This is a genomic window from Flavobacteriales bacterium (assembly GCA_020635855.1).
Lineage (GTDB): Bacteria > Bacteroidota > Bacteroidia > JACJYZ01 > JACJYZ01 > JACJYZ01.
The window spans coordinates 1454331-1474571 of record JACJYZ010000002.1 but is presented as its reverse complement, the minus strand read 5'-3'; the positions used below and the strand labels follow the sequence as shown (position 1 = coordinate 1474571).

General features: G+C 52.4%; 12 protein-coding genes. 4 read left to right on the top strand and 8 right to left on the bottom strand.

The genetic code is table 11. The annotated features are described in order from the left end of the window. Positions 1-22: 22 nt before the first annotated feature. From H6585_06035 to H6585_06025, 3 genes are read right to left on the bottom strand one after another with little or no spacing between them, the layout of a single operon-like run. Positions 23-838: a DMT family transporter gene (locus H6585_06035; GenBank protein MCB9447888.1), complete on the bottom strand. Its 816-nt coding sequence runs from the start codon at positions 836-838 to the stop codon at positions 23-25. Between the two features lie 17 nt (positions 839-855). Beyond that, positions 856-1194 (bottom strand): divalent-cation tolerance protein CutA, encoded by a 339-nt coding sequence (locus H6585_06030; protein ID MCB9447887.1) that lies wholly within the window; start codon positions 1192-1194, stop codon positions 856-858. Continuing rightward, positions 1185-1859 carry a leucyl/phenylalanyl-tRNA--protein transferase gene (locus tag H6585_06025; protein MCB9447886.1) on the bottom strand — a complete coding sequence of 225 codons (675 nt, stop codon included), beginning with the start codon at positions 1857-1859 and terminating at the stop codon, positions 1185-1187. The genes H6585_06030 and H6585_06025 overlap by 10 nt, the downstream gene beginning before the upstream one ends. 60 nt (positions 1860-1919) lie before the next feature. On the opposite strand from H6585_06025, the gene H6585_06020 reads away from it, so the two are divergent. Then, positions 1920-2474, top strand: coding sequence for a hypothetical protein (locus tag H6585_06020; protein MCB9447885.1), 555 nt, complete (start codon positions 1920-1922; stop codon positions 2472-2474). A 55-nt stretch (positions 2475-2529) separates the two neighbouring features. Here the strand turns inward: H6585_06020 and H6585_06015 are convergent, their stop codons facing one another. Then, the gene (locus H6585_06015) at positions 2530-8451 is read right to left on the bottom strand and encodes a PKD domain-containing protein (GenBank protein MCB9447884.1); all 5922 of its coding nucleotides are present in this window, start codon (positions 8449-8451) and stop codon (positions 2530-2532) included. A gap of 145 nt (positions 8452-8596) precedes the next feature. On the opposite strand from H6585_06015, the gene H6585_06010 reads away from it, so the two are divergent. Continuing rightward, a complete protein-coding gene (locus H6585_06010) occupies positions 8597-9880 on the top strand; it encodes a replication-associated recombination protein A (GenBank protein ID MCB9447883.1) in 1284 nt (427 codons plus the stop codon). Here the strand turns inward: H6585_06010 and H6585_06005 are convergent. From H6585_06005 to H6585_05990, 4 genes are all read right to left on the bottom strand, one after another. Then, positions 9877-10473 carry an NAAT family transporter gene (locus tag H6585_06005; GenBank protein ID MCB9447882.1) on the bottom strand — a complete coding sequence of 199 codons (597 nt, stop codon included), beginning with the start codon at positions 10471-10473 and terminating at the stop codon, positions 9877-9879. The two genes, H6585_06010 and H6585_06005, sit on opposite strands and share 4 nt — an antisense overlap. 133 nt (positions 10474-10606) lie before the next feature. Further along, positions 10607-10846: a 50S ribosomal protein L28 gene (locus tag H6585_06000; GenBank protein ID MCB9447881.1), complete on the bottom strand. Its 240-nt coding sequence runs from the start codon at positions 10844-10846 to the stop codon at positions 10607-10609. Between the two features lie 101 nt (positions 10847-10947). Next, complete coding sequence (locus tag H6585_05995; GenBank protein ID MCB9447880.1) at positions 10948-12678, bottom strand: hypothetical protein; 1731 nt, start codon at positions 12676-12678, stop codon at positions 10948-10950. A gap of 87 nt (positions 12679-12765) precedes the next feature. Then, positions 12766-14268, bottom strand: coding sequence for an AAA family ATPase (locus tag H6585_05990; GenBank protein MCB9447879.1), 1503 nt, complete (start codon positions 14266-14268; stop codon positions 12766-12768). 56 nt (positions 14269-14324) lie between these two features. Here H6585_05990 and H6585_05985 point away from each other — a divergent pair, with 56 nt between their 5' ends. Next, positions 14325-18671, top strand: coding sequence for a DEAD/DEAH box helicase (locus H6585_05985; GenBank protein ID MCB9447878.1), 4347 nt, complete (start codon positions 14325-14327; stop codon positions 18669-18671). 369 nt (positions 18672-19040) lie between these two features. Continuing rightward, entirely contained in the window at positions 19041-20240 is a 1200-nt protein-coding gene (locus tag H6585_05980) for a hypothetical protein (GenBank protein ID MCB9447877.1), read from the top strand. The last annotated feature ends 1 nt before the right edge of the window (position 20241 follow it).

Below are 20241 nucleotides of genomic sequence, written 5' to 3'. Positions count from 1 at the left end.
AGTAGCAAGTAGAAGCAAACGACTAAAGACTTACTTTCCTCCGGAAAGTATTCAATCCCACCCCGGCGAAGATCAGCCCGATACCGGCAAGCGACATCCAGGGATAGGTCTCATCAAAAAGAAAATAGCCGAAGCCGAGTGCATACACCAGACTCAGGTATTTAAGGATGGCAACGCTGCTGGCCTCTTCAGCCTGGAGCGATCGCGTCATGAAGATCTGCCCCACCTGCGTGAACACACCCGCCAGGATTAGCAGTCCCCATTCATACCCCATCGGTTGCACCCAGTTGATCATACACCATATTCCCATCACCGGCGTGGCCACCAGCGGAAAGTAGAATACCACATTGTAGGCATGATCGGTGTGCCTCAGGATGCGGATGCAAACGTATGCCAGTCCTGAAAACACAGCCGACAAGATACCCAACAGCATGAAGATAGGTTCGATCCGTTCGTCAAAACCTTTGATCAGCAACACCCCGGAAAAAGCAACCAGGAAAAACAACCACTGCGATGGCTTCACCTTTTCAGATAAGAACAACATCGAGAACAACACGGTGAAGATGGGCGACAGATGCTGCAGCGTCACGGCAGCGGCAAGCGGAATCCTTTGCAGGGTGATGAAGAAAAGCGTCAGGGCGATTACACCCACAGTACCGCGCAACACCAATATCTTGCGGTTGGTACCAAAAACCGGCAGCCGGTGATACCGAAGAAAAGCAAAGCTGATGATGAGGGTAACGGCGGAACGGAAAAGAATAATCTCATGGGCGGGAATGTGCGTGAGCGACTTCACGCAGATGTGCATCATGGAAAATGCCAGCGTGGAATACAGCATATATCGGACACCCGGCCTCATTCGCCATCCTTTACCTGCTCATCCAGCCACTGCAGGTAAGACGGGCTGGCAGCAGCCAGCGGCATTGCCACGATACACGGGCATTCATAAGGATGCAATGCCTGAACCCTGCGCTCCAGCGCATCGAACAATGCCACCTTTGTTTTGGCGATGCAAACGGTTTCGGATGCACGCTCTACCCTGCCCTGCCATCTGTATACGGACTGCATGCCATCCGTTATGTTCACACAGGCAGCAAGGTGTTCTTCCACCAGCATGGTACCGACACGCTCCGCCTCTTCCCGGTTGGGAAAAGTCATGTACACAAAAAGAAATTCCGCGGGGTTCAGATCCATTGACTCCATGATCCGTGCAAGGTGGGTTTTTTCAATCCTTTTTCCAAAAGGCCCATGAATTCCTTTCGTGCAATGGGCCTCGCACCAAGAGATGCGAGATGTTCCGTAGGCACCTGGCAGTCAATCAGTGTAAATCCTTTTTCCTTCAGCACTGCCACCAGGGTAATGAATCCGTATTTGGATGCATTGCTTCGGAGGGCGAACATTGATTCGCCGAAAAACATGTTGCCCAGTGAAACACCATACAAACCACCGATCAGCTCCTCCTCTTCCCATACTTCCACCGAATGCGCCCATCCTTCACGATGAAGTTGGGTATAAGCAGCCTCCATTTCATCCGTGATCCAGGTACCCTTCTGCCCCGCTCGCTTTACCTTTTTACAAGCCCTGATCACATCCGCAAAACAGTTATCCAATGTAACACGCCACGGTGCCTTTTGCAACAAACGCCGCATGCTATCAGAAACCTTCAATTCATCGGGAAACAACACAAACCTGGGATCTGGCGCCCACCAGAGTATGGGCTCACCAGGGTTGAACCAGGGAAAAATTCCGGAACGATATGCCTGAAGCAAACGATCACGACCAAGATCCCCGCCCCACGCAAGGAATCCGTCTTCATCGGCCATTTCAACCGGGGGAAAATCTGTTTCTTTACTTGCCATTTAGGTAAACACCCGAATCTTTCTGTAAAATTAACGTTAAAGGGTATAAGTTGAAGCGCCATGGCAGGATCCTTTCCGGCGAAAATAATATGCATCGGACTTACGGTTACATCAACCGTGATCGGCACATGTCATGCACAATCGGATGAAGCCTTTCGCGAGCATAAGAAAAGCTGGTCAAGCGGGTTCAGCTTTATGGCGGGTGCACATTATTACAGCCACATCATGTTTGAATTTCAGCTGGCAACCGGCACCAATCCCAAGATCAATCCGCTCATTCCCGAGCGAAGCCGTTTTCATATCCAGCGTCTGTCCGCTGGTTTATTGGGTGGTGTGGAGCCCAGGTTCTTCATTGGGCCTGCCGCTTCCTATATGTTCACCACGGGGTACTATTCCGGTTTTGCTGCCCGCCTCAATGTAGCTTGGGTGACGGATTTCAAGGAAAGCGTCATCATGTTTCGCCCCGATATCGGCATCCATATTGCCAAAAACTGGCAGCTGCTTTTCGGACCCAACCTGAAACAGGGCCAGGGAAATCTCAAAGACGACATCGAGAACTTCAACCTCTCCCTGATCTACGCCCTAACACGCAAATCACTTTATTATAACCAATAAAGAAAAGGCCCTGCTCTGATGAGCAAGGCCTTTTCTTTGGCATTTTGCAACAGGATTACTCGATCACCAGTTTCCTGGTCAGGATGGCTTCATCCGAAACAAGTTGCAGGAAGTAGATGCCGGGCACATGCCGGTCCAGTTCGACCTGTCGAGTGAGTCCACCCGAGACATCCCCCAGTTTTTCCGTCCAGATCACCTGTCCGTGCATATTCACCAGTTGCATCGTCACATGCTGATGCTTGCTGAGTTCGAGGTTGAAGGTAAATGATCCCCGGTTCGGGTTCGGGAACAACTCGAAGCGTTCGATGAGTCCGCGCACATTCGGCACCGCATCCACCGAATCCGGCGGCGGCGGTATGGACGTTTTGTTGGACCTGGATGAATTGTAGTTCTTGGTTTTGAAGGTAGCCACGCAACCTGTTGCAGGCACCACTTCCACCACATACGTGATGCTGTCAAGTCCGGCCGACGGCGACAGATCATTGTAGCCCGTTACCGAACCCGCAACGGTGGTTAATACACTGAGCGGGTTTTGATTGGTGCCCCTCCATACCCGATAGGTCGGTACCACCACACCTTCATACGGCGTCCACATCAATGAGATTGTACCTCCTGTGCCATGTGCAGCCTGTAGCCACATGGTTTTATGGATCGTACCCGTTACGGACTCATTGCTGCATGAGTCCAACGCAGTAATGCGGTACCTGGCCGCCACCGCGCGTGGATTTGAAGTAACATCTTCAAATTCACTGTAAGCACCTGTGAACGGCACATTCCCTATGAGGTTAAACTTATTCAGCACTGTATCTTCCTTATACACATTGAAGCTTGCAATGCCCAACCCGGTTTGTTTCTCCCACACCACGATGTTCTTTTCCGTGGTGGAATCAACCGTTACAATACAGATCTCCTGCATGGGCACTTCCACATCCACTGCTGCGGTATCCAATACCGAGCAGCCATTGGCATCGGTTACGGTTACCTGGAAATCACCAGTTGCCAGTCCGGTTGCTGTGGCATTCGTCTGGCCATCCGACCACACATAGGAATACGGAATGGTGCCACCGGCAGCGGTCACCTGCACGGCACCATCCTGGGTGGTACATGCCGTTCCGGACGCGACCATGGTGGATGTCAGTTCATCCGGCTCCGATACTGTATAGTTGCGCACCACAAGGCAACCGGCACCATCTTGCAGGATGAGGGTATACACCCCCGGTTGCAGTCCGCTGATGTCTTGTGTATATCCGCCGTTGGACCATGTGTAAATGTATGGCGTGGTGCCGCCGGTCACAGTAAGATCGATGGCTCCGTCGTTGGTGCCGTTACAAGTGGTATTGTGTACCACGTTGGCCAGTTGGGGCGACCCTGTATTCTCGACCGTTACCACCTTCACTTCGCTACATCCGGCGCCATCGCTTACGGTCACATCGTAGGTACCTGCAGGCAGGCCGCTTGCACTGGTTCCGGTGCCACCTGTAGACCAGGCATAGGTGTACGGGCTCGTACCACCCGATACCGTCACTGAAGCCGATCCGTTTGCTGTACCGCAATTGGATTTGGTTGTTGACACTGTAATCTTAATCTGGGACGGTTGGGATACATTGAAAGAAGCCACGGAACTGCATCCGCCCGAATCGGTCACCGTTACCGTATAGGAACCTGCAGCAAGACCGGTTGCCTTCTGGGTGGTTACACCGTTGGACCAGGTATATGCAAATGGTGAGGTTCCACCCGACAGCCCCACCTTTACACTTCCGTCGGCCGCACCGTAGCATCCGGCATCGTTCAACGAATCAGCCTGCAGCGTGGGTGCTCCGATTTCATTGATATTCACTGCACCGGACTGGGTACATCCCATGCCATCGGTTACCGTTACATGATATATGCCTTTGCCCAGACCGGTCACAATGGTTGTGGTTTTACCGTTGGACCACACATACGAATAAGGTGCATTGCCGTTGGATGCCACTGCACTTGCGTTGCCATCCGTTGTGCCGCAGGTTGCATCCACCTTGGAAGTGGATACCTGAATGGGCTGAGGTTCGTTTACGCTTACGCTTTGCGACGAGGTACATCCGTTGGCGTCGGTAACCGTCACATGGTACGTACCTGCTGTCAATCCAACCGCCGTATCCGCGGTCTGCTGCAGGTTGTCATCCCATATGTATTTGTAAGGTGCCTGTCCGATACTAATGGTGGCGACGGCACTGCCGTTGCTGCCAGCGTTACAGGTAACCGGATCAAGTTCCGACACGTTGATTTGTGGCCCGCCTACCCCGCTCACATTAATGGCACCGTTCACTGTGGCGCTGTTGCCGCAAGCATTGGTAATGGTGAGGGTAACCGCATAGTTGCCCGGAGTAAGGTAGGTATGTTCAATCGTAGGAGAATAGCTGGTGAGCGTATCGCCATCACCGAAACTCCAGAAGAACTTGGATCCGCCGATACCCAGCATGGTCACCGGCCAGCAAGTGGTATACTTGTTGCCGCCCATTGGAGGCTCAATCAACATGTTCCCGTCCACAACCAGGTTTCCACCCACACGCACCAGCACAGAATCTGTCACCGAGTTGCCGCAATTGTTGGTCAGGGTAAGCTTGGCCCAGTAGTTACCGGTCGACTGATACGCATGTTTCACAATGGTTGCGAAGGCGCCGTTGGGAAGCAGCAATTTCTCCGTAGCCGACGCACTGACTCCGTCACCGAAATCCCAGTTGTTCTGATCGAACTCCCCGAAGAAGTAGAACAACAGTGCATCACCGGCACATCCGGCGTATTGGCTTTGCGCGGCCACACCGAACTTCTCTCCGTCAAGCACCGGTTGCGCATTGTTAATGACCTCCACGGACTGACCGATAGACGCACGTTTTCCGCATCCGTTCTCAACGGTGACCATTACGTTGTATGAACCGATGTTGGTAAAGATATGCTCCGTTCCACCGGAAGTGGTGTCCCTGGTTCCGTCGCCGAAGTTCCAGTAGAAGTTGAAGTTGTCATAACCCGAATCTCCACCGCCGGGAATGAGCATGACTTTATCGCCGGGACAAAGCGGAGAGCTGATTACCTCCAGGTCCATTTCCGGCACTGCCGCATTGTTCACCACAGACACGGAACGCTTCTTGGTAATGGTATTGCCACATCCGTTCATAATGGTCACGGAAGCAGAATAATTACCCAATGCGGAATATACGTGATCGATCCTACCCGTATTGGTGGTATCGAAAGTTCCGTCACCGAAGGACCAGAAATAGGTTTCAAAACCCCGCGTAACATCAAATGAAACCAGGTCGCCGGGACAATTGCTTTCCGGCCAGCTGCTCATGTTGATGTTGCTGGAGAATGTTGCCAGCGAATCCACTGTCACAAAAGACTCAATCGTGCTATCCGCTCCGCAATAGTTGGTGATCTTAACAGCCACCTGGTACACACCGGGGTTCTCATACCTATGTGCTGCGGAAGAACCACCATAGGCTGTATCCCCGTCGCCGAAATACCACACGTAGCTCTCATACCCGCCGGATGCGCTCATCTGAATTTCATGATTGGGGCAACTGTGCTGGGGTTCGAAATCGATGCTCAGACTGGATGTAAATTCAAGTTGGTCATCAATTTCCACCGAGGAGGTTATCACCGTATCATACCCGCAGAAGTTATAGACGCGGGCGCTTACGGCATAGGTACCGGGTGCGCCATAGCGATGATCCGAACAGGAATTGCCGGTAGAATCCACCGGAGAGCCATCGCCGAAATCAAACACATACGCCTTGTTGCCGTAAGGGGCACACAAACTCACTCGCTGACCGGGGCAAGCCGGACTGGTGTATACACTCAGGCCGAATCCGTACATCGGAAAACCTAAATTCGTTTCCACCTGCACCGTAGTGGAAATGGTGGTGTCATCTCCGCAGAAATTCTGTATGGTAAGTTTCAGGTCGTAGGTACCGGGCGTGGTATAGAAGTGATCCCGCCAGTACGTGGTGGTGGTATCAACCACGCCATCTCCATAGTTCCATACATAATACTTGTAACCCGAAGGACCGTTGAACGACATCCGTTGTCCGGGACACACGGCATTCGTGTTGGTGTTGATCCGGAAGTTGGGATCATTCGTTGGAAACGGCACATGATCCTGCACACTCACTGTTGCTTGCAACACAGTATCTATTCCGCAATAATTATAAATGCGGCAATTGACCGTATACTCCCCTTCGGTCGGATATTCATGACCGCGGGATGCATCAAAGGTGGAATCAACCGGAGAACCGTCACCATAGTCCCACGCATAGGAGGCGTATCCGGTCGGAGCATTCAGGAATACCTCCTGACCGGGGCACACCGCACCACCCGGGTTTTGATCCAACTTGAAATAAGGGTCGGACGGGAATCCGGCATTGCCATCAACCGACACTGCAAACTTCACCGTTGAATCCTCACCGCAGAAATTGTAGATGGTGCAAGCCACCTGGTAGTTTCCGGGTGTGCTGTAGAAATAATCTTTGCTCGCATCGGATGTAGAATCTTTCGGACTTCCGTCTCCCATGTTCCACACGTAGAACTTATACCCATAGGTAGCATCCAGGCTGATGGGTTGCTGGGGACACACGGCCATGTTAGGTCCGTTGATATTGACCCCATCGGGGAATCCGCCATTGGGCACCACATGAATGGAATCCTGGTAGATCTGAGATTCACCGCAACCGTTGTACACTTTCACCTCAACCGGGTAGTGTCCGAACGACTTGAATGCATGGTTGGTGCTGGAGTAAGAGGATGAATCCTTTTTGCTTCCGTCTCCATATGTCCACACATAAGACCGATAGTACTGGTTGCTGCTGAGATACATGGAAACATTGGCTCCCGGACAAACATCATGTGAATTAAGATGAATGACCGCATTGGGATCAAAGCCCTGGGACCCTACAACATGAACCGTATCTTTGAGCAGGCTGTCGTTTCCGCAGTAGTTGGTCACCTGCGCCGAAATGGGATAGTCGCCCAACTGATTATAGGTATGGTAAGCGTAATTCTGACCTTCACCCAGGTTTACAATGGTTCCGTCGCCGAAATTGAACCTGAGTTGTTTGAAGTCTCCCGACACGTATACATTGATCTCATCTCCCGGACAAATGGTATCCCGCGAAGGATTCATATATACACTCGGATTGACGGGCAGGTTGGAATGAACCGTCACACTATCCACCACCTGGGTTGAGTTTCCGCAAGCATTGGTCACGTCTTGCTTGATGTAGTATTGGCCGGGGGCGGCATACACGTGCTTACCGAAGGTTTGGGAACTTGTTGCACCATCTCCGAAATCAAAATGGGTGGCCTGGTTGGTATAGTAACTGCTGTAACTGACCGGTTCTCCCAGGCAAACATCCCGTGAAGAAAGTGTGAAACCACCCTGGGCCTGCACTTTGGTTGACACCTTGAACATTTTAACGATGGTATCAGGTCCGCACGGTGTGGTCAGGTATAGGGTTACCGGATATACTCCCGGTGTAGTGAAGGTGTGAAATGCAGATGACCCGGACCCTGTATTGCCGTCACCGAAATCCCAGGAATGTGACGAATTGGTCATGTAAGTATAGAACTGAACGGAAGTGCCCGGACAAGCGCTGTCGGAAGGATTGATAAAGAACTGACCGGTTGATCCCTGCACGGTCACCACCTTGTTGGTACCTCCTAAGTAATTGAAACTGCCGTCGAATTGCTCCAGGTATACCGTGTAACTTCCAACCGTGTTGTATATGTGGGTCGGGTGTTGAACCGCCGACGTATCGTAGGACCAGATATAACTTCCTTCACCGAAATACCACCGATAGTGAATCCCCGGCTTCAGTGTGGACGTGTTGGTTGCTTTCACCATCAAAGGAGGGCAACCGGATTGAACGGAAAGATCAAAGGTTGGGGTTTGCGCAACGGCAGTCACACCCATGATGGCAAACGCAAAAGCGTATAGAATTTTTTTCATTCGAATGATGGTTACTGGAACACAAAATGCTCCCAAACTTACTAAAAAAGCCGTTTCGATCATACGCTATTGCTTCGCATTTAAACATTCCTTTACAAGGGGTTTCTGTCGTGCTTTCCAGGATTTCAAATAACTTTGACACATGATGAATCCGAACCACGCCCCTCTGGCAGAACGCATGCGACCGAAGACATTGGACGCCTATACCGGGCAGTCTCACCTGATAGGCGCGGACGGCCCGCTCAGGCGGATTTTTGAAGCCGGCAAAATCCCCTCCATGATCCTGTGGGGGCCTCCGGGTGTGGGCAAAACCACACTCGCAGAATTGCTGGCACACCAACTGGAAATGCCCATGTATGCATTGAGTGCGGTTACATCGGGTGTAAAAGACGTACGGGCGGTGATTGACAAAGCGGAACAAGAAGTAAGGATGGGGCTTCCACGTCCTGTATTGTTCATCGATGAAATTCACAGATTCAGCAAAGCGCAACAAGACTCGTTGCTGGGCGCCGTTGAAAAAGGCCTGGTCACGCTGATCGGGGCCACCACGGAAAACCCTTCCTTTGAAGTGATCTCTCCCCTGCTTTCAAGGTGCCAGGTGTATACCCTCAACAGCCTCGGTAAAGAAGATCTTGAAGGTTTATTACGCAAAGCCATTGCAGAAGACGAGGACTTATCCAAACGCAAGATCGAACTCAAGGAAACCGGGGCATTGCTGCAGGTTTCGGGTGGTGATGGCAGGAAGTTACTCAACGCACTGGAGATGGTATCGGAAACCCTGCCGCCGGACGGTGGCGTCATCACCGATGAACTTGTAACCAAGGTCATTCAGAGCAACCTCGCCAGGTACGACAAGAACGGTGAGTCACATTACGACATCATCTCGGCATTCATCAAATCCATCCGGGGCAGCGACCCCAACGCAGCGGTTTACTGGATGGCCAGGATGATTGAAGGCGGAGAAGACCCGCTGTTCATCGCACGTCGTTTACTGATTTTGGCATCTGAAGACATCGGGAACGCCAATCCTACAGCCCTGGTCATGGCGCAAAGCTGCTTCCAGGCCGTGCATGCAATCGGGTATCCCGAGTGCCGGATCATCCTCTCTCAAACCGCCACCTACCTGGCATCAAGCCCGAAAAGCAACGCATCCTACCAGGCCATCAACGAGGCCATGGCACTGGTGAAAAAAACCGGTACACTTCCCGTTCCGCTGCATCTTAGAAACGCCCCGACACAATTGATGAAAGACCTTGGTTACGGAAAACAATACGAATACAGCCACGATCAACCCGGGAGTTTCTCCCGCCAGGAATACCTGCCCGATGAAATAGAAGGCACACGCATGTATGATCCCGGCAAGAACGCGAGGGAAAACGAACTGCGTGAATTCCTCAGAAAACGCTGGGGCGACAAGTACGGATACTAGGCAGGCATTGCCTGAATGAACCGGGCGATACCGGTCATGATCATCTGAACCGCCATCGCCGAAAGCACCATCCCCATTAACCTTTCAACGGCAGCCAGGGCCTTGTTTCCCAGTTTGCGACTGATCACACCCGATGCGAGGATGCAACAGCTACACAGCAGCCATGCCACCACGAGTGCCAGCAACCATTCCATCCACCGCCCGGGCTCACGATTGAATATCAGCATCACCGTAGCCATGGCAGAAGGACCCGCCACATAGGGAATCGCCAGCGGTACAATGAACGGCTCTCCTTCAATGGTCTCCCTCCCATCCGCCTGCGAACCCGGAAAAATCATCTTGATGGATATCAACAATAGAATCAACCCACCGGCCAGTGTCAGCGAGGGTTCTGAAATATGAAGCATCTGCAGGATGTACTTGCCGGCGAACATGAACAACATGAGTGTCATCAATGCAATGAGCAACTCCCTGACAATGATTTTCCGGTGACGCGACGGATCCACATGGCGAAGCGTACCCACAAAGAACGGAATGTTCCCGAAGGGGTCCATCACCAGAAAAATCATCAATACAGCTGAAAACATGGACATGGTTGAAGATTATTTGACACACACATGCAACACAACTTCCACAAGATAACAATCCGCAAATTGTAGGTGACACAACGGATAAAAAAAAGAGCCTGAATGCTCAGGCTCTTGGAAATATAGTATGCTGAATCTGTTACTGACGGGTGAACCCTTTTGCACGGGCTTCCTTCAGACAGGCGTAAATGCCTTTTTTGTTGATGGTACGGAGACCGCTGGTAGAAACCTTCAGCGTGATCCACTTATCCTCTTCAGGAATAAAAAACTTCTTCACCTGAAGGTTGGGTTGGAATGTACGTTTGGTTTTGATATTCGAGTGGGAAACTTTGTTTCCTACGATGACCTTTTTACCGGTGATTTCACAAACACGTGCCATAATGCTAACCTTTTTAAGGAGTGCAAATGTCATAAATAATCTGAACATTACCAAACAACTTCCTGAATTATATCCTCACCCACCCTGCTTCTTCCCTTGGTTCATCGGAAAATATTGGCAAAGGAAGGCAAAAACACAACCACCGTGGAACGGCCCGCGGGGATATGAATCCGCATCCTCGGGTCATCCGGGGTGCGGGTGCAAACCAGCTTCAACCGGATATCGTCTTTCTCTATAACCATACGTTCGAGACCTGAATAGTTGAGCGGGAGTGCCACCTCGGCGGGCTGCTCCGCATCAAACCGGTACACAAGCCTGAGGGCCTCCGCATTTTCCAGGGCATCCCGTTCACCTGTCACAACCGATCCGGATAACACCTCTATTCCTTTCTGCGCCAACTGCCGGTAGTATCCTTCATCGGCCGTGGTATCAGCCACATTAGGAATGTATTCTCCTCCACCGAACACGCCCCGGTTGACCCCGTCTTCGAAAAACCGGCTCTCATACCACCCCCATGAATCATGCGGCCTTGCGCGACCGGGGTAAGCATATGCCATGGAAACAAACATAAGCAGGGTCATACCCAAAGCTGCATTCTTCCCATAGGCCTGTGATACCCGAAGAACCATGAGTCCGATCACAAGTATCAGCGACACTTCAATGAACGACAACAGACGCCAGGGAAACTGAATGAAGTCGGCACCGGGCACGAAGAAGTAAAATGGCATGGACAAAGACAATTGGAGCAGGAAACAAAACAACATACTTGCCATCAGGTGCAGCCTGATCAGATGCGCTGCAGGCGTTGGCAACAACACCCGCTCCCGAACCACCGCCTTATGGATCATCCACCACAATGTGAGCACACCGATGCTGATCCAAACCACGCCACTCACCTGAACGGTGTAGCCATTTGGCGAATCATGGAAAGAATAATCGCCATCATAGAAGTACAACCACAACGGCTTAAAAAAATCCACAATGTTCATTTTGATTTTGGAAGGATCGTACCAATCGGAAACAAGGTATGCGGGAATAAGGTAAATGCTCATTACACCCGCAAAAACAACACCGGCAATAACACTTCTTCTGATGGTTGACCAAACCTCCGCCCATTCGAAATGATGATTCCACCGGATGGCAACCGCACACAAAACAATCAATACGGCATAGTAACCGATGATGGAATGCGCAAAGTAAACCGCCAGCAGGACCCAAACAAGGGAATACCCGAACACCCCGGTTTTGAGGTAATGTGCACACCAAACAAACAACCATGGGATCACCATCATGGCCGAGAATTCAGCCACCGCTCCCCTCACAAACCAATCGGTATATGCATAATGCTGCAGGGGAAGCAGGAATGCGATCAACACCGAAGGCCATATCCGAAGCCCCATGATGCGCAGAAATCTGAACACGCCCGCACATCCAACGGCAACAAATACGGCACACGCCAGGATGATGGATGCCTGCATGTGGTGCAATACTTCAAAAAAACATGCGGACACCCAGAAAAACAGTTTGTGATAGAACAAGGGCAGCGGACTGCCCATGCCACCCGCCTCCCCCGATGACCACAGCGGGAAAAAATCGAACTGGTCGTAGTGATAGGCATAGACCAGGGTTCTGAACTGCATCGCCTGATAATCGTGGTTGTAAGGCCAGCCTTCCCGTGTGATCACATTGTGAAACACCAACACCAACAAGCCCAGGAAACCCATCGCCACCAAACTGACCACACGCGGCATCTCCCTGAACCTGGCGTACAGGTAGCGTGCGGGCCGGTAAAGCAATGCACACCAGGTCATCAATATGATCAGCTGCACCAAATCGGAAGCGTTTGATAATTCGTCTCAGTCATGTTCGCAGGAACGGGACGAAGGTAAGATTAAGATCCGCATTCATGCACCCGCACATCACGATAGCATCCGGGAACGATTGCTTATTTGCTCCATATAGGTACACATCCACCCCAGATAATGAACACCAGCTTTCAATGCTGCTTCCGAACCGGGCTTCCCCTGTGCTGCCTGGAGGAAATTCACCTTGGCCCGCACATTGGCGCGATAGGCTTTAAAATATATAAACAATGAGTCCGCCCCTTCATCCACACCGGGCACACACGGCAGGTAGGCCTTCATGAACGCAGAAGCCAGTTCGGGTTTGTCCGCCGCTTCCATGTCCATGCAAAAGAAGGCCACCTCATTCAACAGGTCGATGCGTCGGAAGTCGGGGTTGAATTCGATGCAATCAAACACAACCGGGTCTTCATACAGGAAGATGTTGCGTGCATGCAGGTCGCCATGCACATCCCTCACCCAACCGGCCTGCCTCCTGTTTTCTATGAATTTCTTTTCCTGTCCAAGATACACCTCCACACCTTCCATTGCTTTTGTTGCTCGCCTCACCATCGGGGCGGGCAGATCTTTCTTCACAGCATCCAACGCATCACGGATGTTCATGAAGCGTTTCAGCAATGCGCCGGCATCTTGTCCGACATATATTTTTTCTGCACCCGCATGAAATACACCCACCCTTCGTGCAATGGCTTCCACATGCGCCTCTGTCACCTGTCCGTTTTCCAACATCACATGCATCTGCAGAGCCGGATCCAGCGCTTTCATCTTCACGGCATAATCCAACAACACTTCATCCTTCTCCACCGGCACAACGCCAAGGTACATGTCCGGTGCCAGGCGGCTGTTCAATCGCACTTCTTCTTCACAGAAATGACGGCGATCGGCCAGTCGTGAAAAATCCAGGAAATTAAACCGCTCATGCTTCTTGAGTTTGTAAGCAAACGGCGGCGCAATAAGCACCGTGGATATATGGGTGTCATAACGATTCGTCACACCGTGAAGATCCTTCTCCATCACATCGGCCGATGTGCGCACATCCGACGCAGGAAACCCGCTCTCCAATAGTTTTGCAAGCACAACATCTACCTGGTCTTGAGCGGGAACATCCGTGGAATCCACCTGCATCACATCCTGCCGAAAGGGCGCGTATGTTTTTTTCATTTGCAGATACACTTCCTCCCCCGCTTCACTGTCGGGTCGGGATTGACGTACCCTTTCCAATGCTGCTTGCTCATCACACACCACCAAAATTCGAAACACCTGCGCACCGGACACAACCCGTTCAAAATCGGCGCGGCGTTCCTCATCTGCAAAGGTGGCATCCACGATCACATGACGGCCCGCATTCAACACCTCCTTCGCCCTTTCAAACATGCGTTCATACACCTGCTTCACACTGACCGCATCATACTTTCCCCGCATGCCGGCTTCATTCCTAACCAGGTCGGTATTGAGATGTTCAGCCTGACAGTAAAGGGCCAGAAGACGCGCGAGTGCCGACTTTCCGCTGCCGGGCAGTCCGGCCACCATCATGGCCACAGGTTGTTGATGTGTAATCATACTTGCAAAATTATGGGCTCCTGTCGCTTTTCAAAATTCGCTACCTTTAAGGCTAGATGCAGTCACTCTCATTTCACCCCGTCGTAACCGAGTGGTTCACCCGAACCCTGGGCCACCCGACGGATGTACAGGCACAGGCCTGGCCATCCATTCGGGAAGGACATCATACACTGATCGCAGCTCCCACCGGGTCGGGTAAAACGCTGGCGGCATTTCTTTCAGCCATCAATGAGTTGGTGCAACGCGGACTTCAAGGCACGCTGATGCCCGAAACAACGGTATTGTACGTATCTCCGCTCAAAGCCCTCGGCAACGACATCGGCAAGAACCTGGAGCAACCCTTGGAAGGTATCCGGCGCGGACTGAAAGAAAAAGAACTCCCCGACATCAACATTCGGGTGGGTGTGAGAAGCGGAGACACCACGCAGTCAGAAAGGGCTGCCATGTTCCGTCACCCGCCTCACATCATGGTAACCACACCGGAAAGTCTCTACTTGTTGTTGACAAGCCAGAACGGCCGACGCTTGCTCTCTTCCGTAGAAACCGTGATCATTGATGAGATTCATGCGATGCTGGGCGACAAGCGCGGTTCGCATCTGTCACTCTCGCTGGAGCGACTGGAAAAACTGACCGAAAGACCCTTGCAGCGCATCGGACTGTCGGCCACACAAAAACCCATTTCACGGGTGGCCGACTACCTCAAAGGTGGCAGCAGGAAAAATGTTAACATCATAGATACCGGCCACACCCGACCACGCGACCTGGCCCTCACCTTACCCAACTCACCGTTGGGCGCCATCATGGCAAACGAAGTTTGGGATGAGCTGTACCAGGAAATCGTGCGGCTGATTGAAAGTCATCGCACCACCCTGATCTTCGTAAACACGCGAAGGCTGGCGGAACGACTCACGCACAACCTGTCGGAACGACTCGGGAACGATCAGATCACCGCCCACCACGGCAGCATGTCGAAAGAACACCGACATGAAGCCGAACAAAAACTGAAAGCGGGAAAGCTGCGCGCCATCGTAGCCACCGCATCCCTTGAACTGGGCATCGACATCGGCTCGGTTGACCTCGTTTGCCAGATCGGCTCACCCCGTTCCATCGCCGCCTTCCTGCAACGCGTGGGCAGGTCGGGCCACTCCGTCGGCGGCACACCGAAAGGGCGGATGTTTCCGCTTACCCGCGACGAACTGGTGGAATGCGCTGCCATCCTGGATGCGGTTCGCAAACAGGAACTCGACTCCATCATCATGCCCGAGGAGCCGCTGGACATCCTGGCGCAGCAAATCGTAGCCGAAGTAGCCGGAAGGGATTTCCACGAGGATGAACTGTACGGGATGTGCAAAGGCGCTTACCCTTATCGCAACCTCACCCGGGAAACCTTTGACGCCATGCTGAAGATGCTGGCGGAGGGCTACACCACACGCAAAGGGCGCCGCGGCGCGTACGTGCATCACGATCGCATCAACGGCGATGTGAAAGCACGCAAAGGCGCACGGCTCACCGCCATGATCTCCGGCGGCGCCATTCCCGACCATTTTGATTTCGACGTGCTGGAAGAACCGGGCAGCACTTTTGTGGGCACACTGAATGAAGACTTCGCAGTTGAAAGCCTGCCGGGCGACATCTTCCAACTCGGCAACAAAACCTGGCGCATGCTCCGGATCGAAACCGGACGCGTATTTGTTGAAGATGCGGAAGGCCTTCCGCCCACCATCCCTTTCTGGTTCGGTGAAGCCGCCGGTCGCACACCCGAACTTTCCAGGTCCGTATCGGATCTCCGTGAAAAAGTGGCCGAGCTTGTCGGCGATGTGAACGACATCCCGCCGGCGGATGCACTTACCGATCCAACGGCCAACGAAGCATGGAAGCAACCCGCCATGAAATACCTGACCGAAGAAGTGGGCCTGGAGCCCTCGGCCGCCGACCAGATCATCTGTTACATCGCCGCATCCAAGGCCGCGCTGACCATCATCCCATCCTGCAACAACCTGGTGCTGGAACGATTCTTTGATGAGGCGGGCGACATGCACCTGGTGATTCACAGTCCGTTCGGCAGCCGCCACAACAAAGCCTGGGGCTTGTCACTCCGCAAAAGGTTCTGCAGGAAATTCAACTTCGAATTGCAGGCAGCGGCAAACGAAGACGCCATCGTGCTCTCCCTGGGATCCACCCATAGCTTTCCGCTGGAGGAGGTGTTCCAGTACCTGAAAAAACAAACGGTGCGGGAGATCCTTATCCAGGCCATGTTCGATGCGCCCATGTTCGAAGTAAGATGGCGGTGGAATGCTTCCCGTGCCCTCGCCCTGATTCGCAGAACATCCAAAGGGAAGGTTCCTCCACAGATACAACGCATGCAGGCTGAAGACCTGGTGGCGCTGGTCTTCCCTGATCAGTTGGCCTGCCTGGAGAACATCCAGGGCGACCGCGAGATTCCCGACCATCCGCTGGTGAAGCAAACCATTCACGACTGCCTCACAGAGGCCATGGACATCGATTCGCTGGAAACCCTGCTGGAACGCATCGAAAAGAACGAGATCACCATGCACGCCTGCGACCTGAGGGAACCCTCCCCCATTTCACAGGAAATCCTTAACGCAAGACCTTACGCCTTTCTGGACAATGCCCCGGCAGAAGAAAGACGCACCAATGCCATTCGCATGCGCCGGTGGATAGATCCGGCGGAAGCCAAAGAGTTGGGATCGCTGGATGCCGAGGCCATTGCCAATGTTCGCAAGGAAGCCTGGCCGGAAGCAGCCCAAGCCGAAGAACTGCATGATGCCCTTATCCTGGCTGGCTACATCACCGCAACGGAAGGAAAGCACAACCACTGGGAGCCTTACTTTCAAACACTGGTGGAGGCAGGTCGTGCCACCTCATTTGCACCCGGAGAAGAAACACTCTGGATAGCTACCGAGCGACTGCCGGAATGGCAAACACGCTTCCCTGACGTGCAACCACAACCGGAAGTGAAAGCACCCGAGGTACTGATCCGGGAGTGGGCCACATCCGGAAAAGATGCCCTGACGGAAATCGTACGCGGACGCCTGGAGATCATGGGACCGATTCTGCCCGACCAGTTATCGGTACCGCTAGGCCTGGAAGAAAGTCAGGTATCCCTGGCCTTGCTTGCACTGGAAAACGACGGCTTTGTTTTCCGGGGGAAGTTTACTCCGGGCACCGAAGAGACCGAATGGTGTGAACGGCGGCTCTTGGCCCGCATTCATAGGTACACACTCACCAAACTCAGGAAAGAGATCGAGCCGGTTTCTGCCGCTGCGTTCATGCGCTTCCTGTTTCGCTGGCAAGGCATGCTGCCCGAACAACGCACCGAAGGCCCGGAAGCTTTGCGAAATGCTTTGTTGCAACTGGAGGGTTATGAAGCCCAGGCGGCCGCCTGGGAGGGCGATATACTCCCGATGCGTGTGAAGGATTACGACTACCTGTGGCTGGATGTGCTGTGCATGTCGGGTCAGGTAACCTGGGGGAAGTTCAAAATCAAAGTCAACGGCGACAACCTGCGGGGTCCCATCAAAACAACTTCCATTACCCTGGTCGGGAGAAATGAAATCAGCTACTGGAAAGCTTTGCGAAACAGCGGAGACATCACGCTGTCCAACCACGCACAAAGGTTCCTCCAATGCTTACAAGACAAAGGCGCCGACTTCTTCGGCAGTTTATCTGAACGCGCAGGACTCCTCCCTTCTGAAGCCACGGAAGCGGTGCAGGAACTGGTAGCCGCCGGCCTCATCACATCCGACAGTTTCATAGGGATACGTGCTTTGCTGATACCCGACAAAGCCACACGCAGCAGGGGCAACCGTAAAAAGGTGATGACCTTCTCCTTGGAACATGCGGGCCGGTGGTCATTGCTGGCATCCGAACCGGAGCCGGTAAAAGCATCGCACCTGCAGGAAAAAATGGCGAGGGTGTTGCTGAAAAGATACGGTGTGGTGTGCCGCAAATTGGTGGAACGCGAAAGCGGTATGCCACCCTGGCGGGACATGGTGCGGGTGCTCCGCACGATGGAAGCACGCGGCGAAATCAGGGGTGGGAGGTTTGTAAATGGATTGTGGGGAGAGCAGTTTGCGCTGCCGGAAGCCATCCCGCTGTTGCGAAAAGTCAGGCAAGCAGAAGGTGAAGTTGCCATAGCCATCAGCGCCGCCGATCCGTTGAACCTAACGGGCATCGTTACCCCCGGACGTCGTGTTCCATCGCTGTATTCAAACCGGATCCTGTATATGAACGGTGAACCGGTGGTGGCCAAGGAAGGCAAAGAAATCCAGTTTATCAAAGCACCCGTGTCTCAGGAGGAATCCTACCGACTGAAGTCACTACTCATCAAAAGAGACATTCCACCGAAACTGCGTGCCTACCTGGGTAAAGGCGTGGTATAGGGGCTGGATCCCAGACATGAGACATGAGATGTTAGACACTAGATCATATACCTTTCTCACAGGTTGAAAGTGCCATGACGGTAATAAGGGGTATGCCAATTCCCACCCCGGTTCAAGTTATGGCATCTGCAAATACGGAAGGAGCCAAAGAGATGCTGTACCTTACATAGGTAAGACTGGTCAACTGTTCTTCCTCTAATGATACAAGGATGCAGAACACCGGATTCCAGGCCCACGCACGATAGCGTTAACAAAGCCTTATGGTCTACGTACCTATGGGTTCAAAGCATAAGAAAGTCTGAGATCTAATTTCTAAAGACTTACGACTAAGGACTAAAGACTTACATTTATACTTTCTAAACCCCAAGCATGACCAGGCACTTACTCTTCATCACCGCATGCACGCTCAGTTTCGCAGGCACTTACGCACAAAATGTAACAGACAGCCTGGAGGCGGTTCAAAAACTGATCGATGTAAAGAAATACGAAAGCGCTTACAACATCCTTCAGCACACCGACCCTGGCAACAAGAATGCGGAAGTGGTTTGTGTGAAGAACGAACTCCTGTTGAAATACTTCGTCACCAGCATCATGCACCAGATGTTTGCCCTGAAAGACCTGGAGCCCAGCGAAGATGTGATGGATTACCGTGGACAAAGCATTTCCGCGTCCATGCACATGTTCGATGCCCCAACCATCTTCGGAGCGCTCCTGGAAACCGACAGCACCAACTGTCGTTTGCACAAAGGCCTGGCCGCTTACTATTATGAAGTGTTGACCAAATACGGAGGCAGATGGCTGAAGCCCGATGAAGAACTCCAGCAGGAAATCATGAAGCATTGCGATGCCGCTGCCCAACTCGGATGTGCGGAAGAGAACAGCTACTTCGCCTCAGGTATGGTGCGTCTGATGCGTGCCGAATACAACAATGCTGTCCCCGACCTCAAAAAGGCACTGGCACTCAATCCCGACAAACCCGAAACGCAATACAACCTTGCGTACGGCTACATGTACCTGGATAGCACCCAACAAGCCATCGACCACGCAAAAAAAGCCTTGGAACTATATGAAAAACCCGCTCCAAAAGCAGATGCGGCACGCATGATCGGACAACTGTATTCCGAACTGAACGACCATTCCCACGAAATCGAATACCTGGAAAAAAGTGACGAGATCGAACCGGAGAACTTTTATACCCAAAAGGCATTGTTGTTCGCCTATATCGTGGCAGGTAAATCAAAAAAAGCCAAAGCCATGCGGGAACAACTCTACACGATTGGCAAAACCAACCCTTCCGTACACCAGGCATTGATGGACATATATCACGGCACTGACCAATTGAAAGACCTGGCAGGATATTACGAGGGGATGATCAAAGAAGAAACAGACAGCCTCACCCTGGGCACAATCTATTACTACTCCGCCCAGATCTACATTGACGAGAACAACGAGAAGGCCATCGATTACTTCAACAAAGCCCGCACGTACCTGGCCGCGGCACTCGACCCCAAGAACCCGGTGTTCAACACCATCGACCAGGTATTGGAAAAGCTGAAAACCCAACCATAGA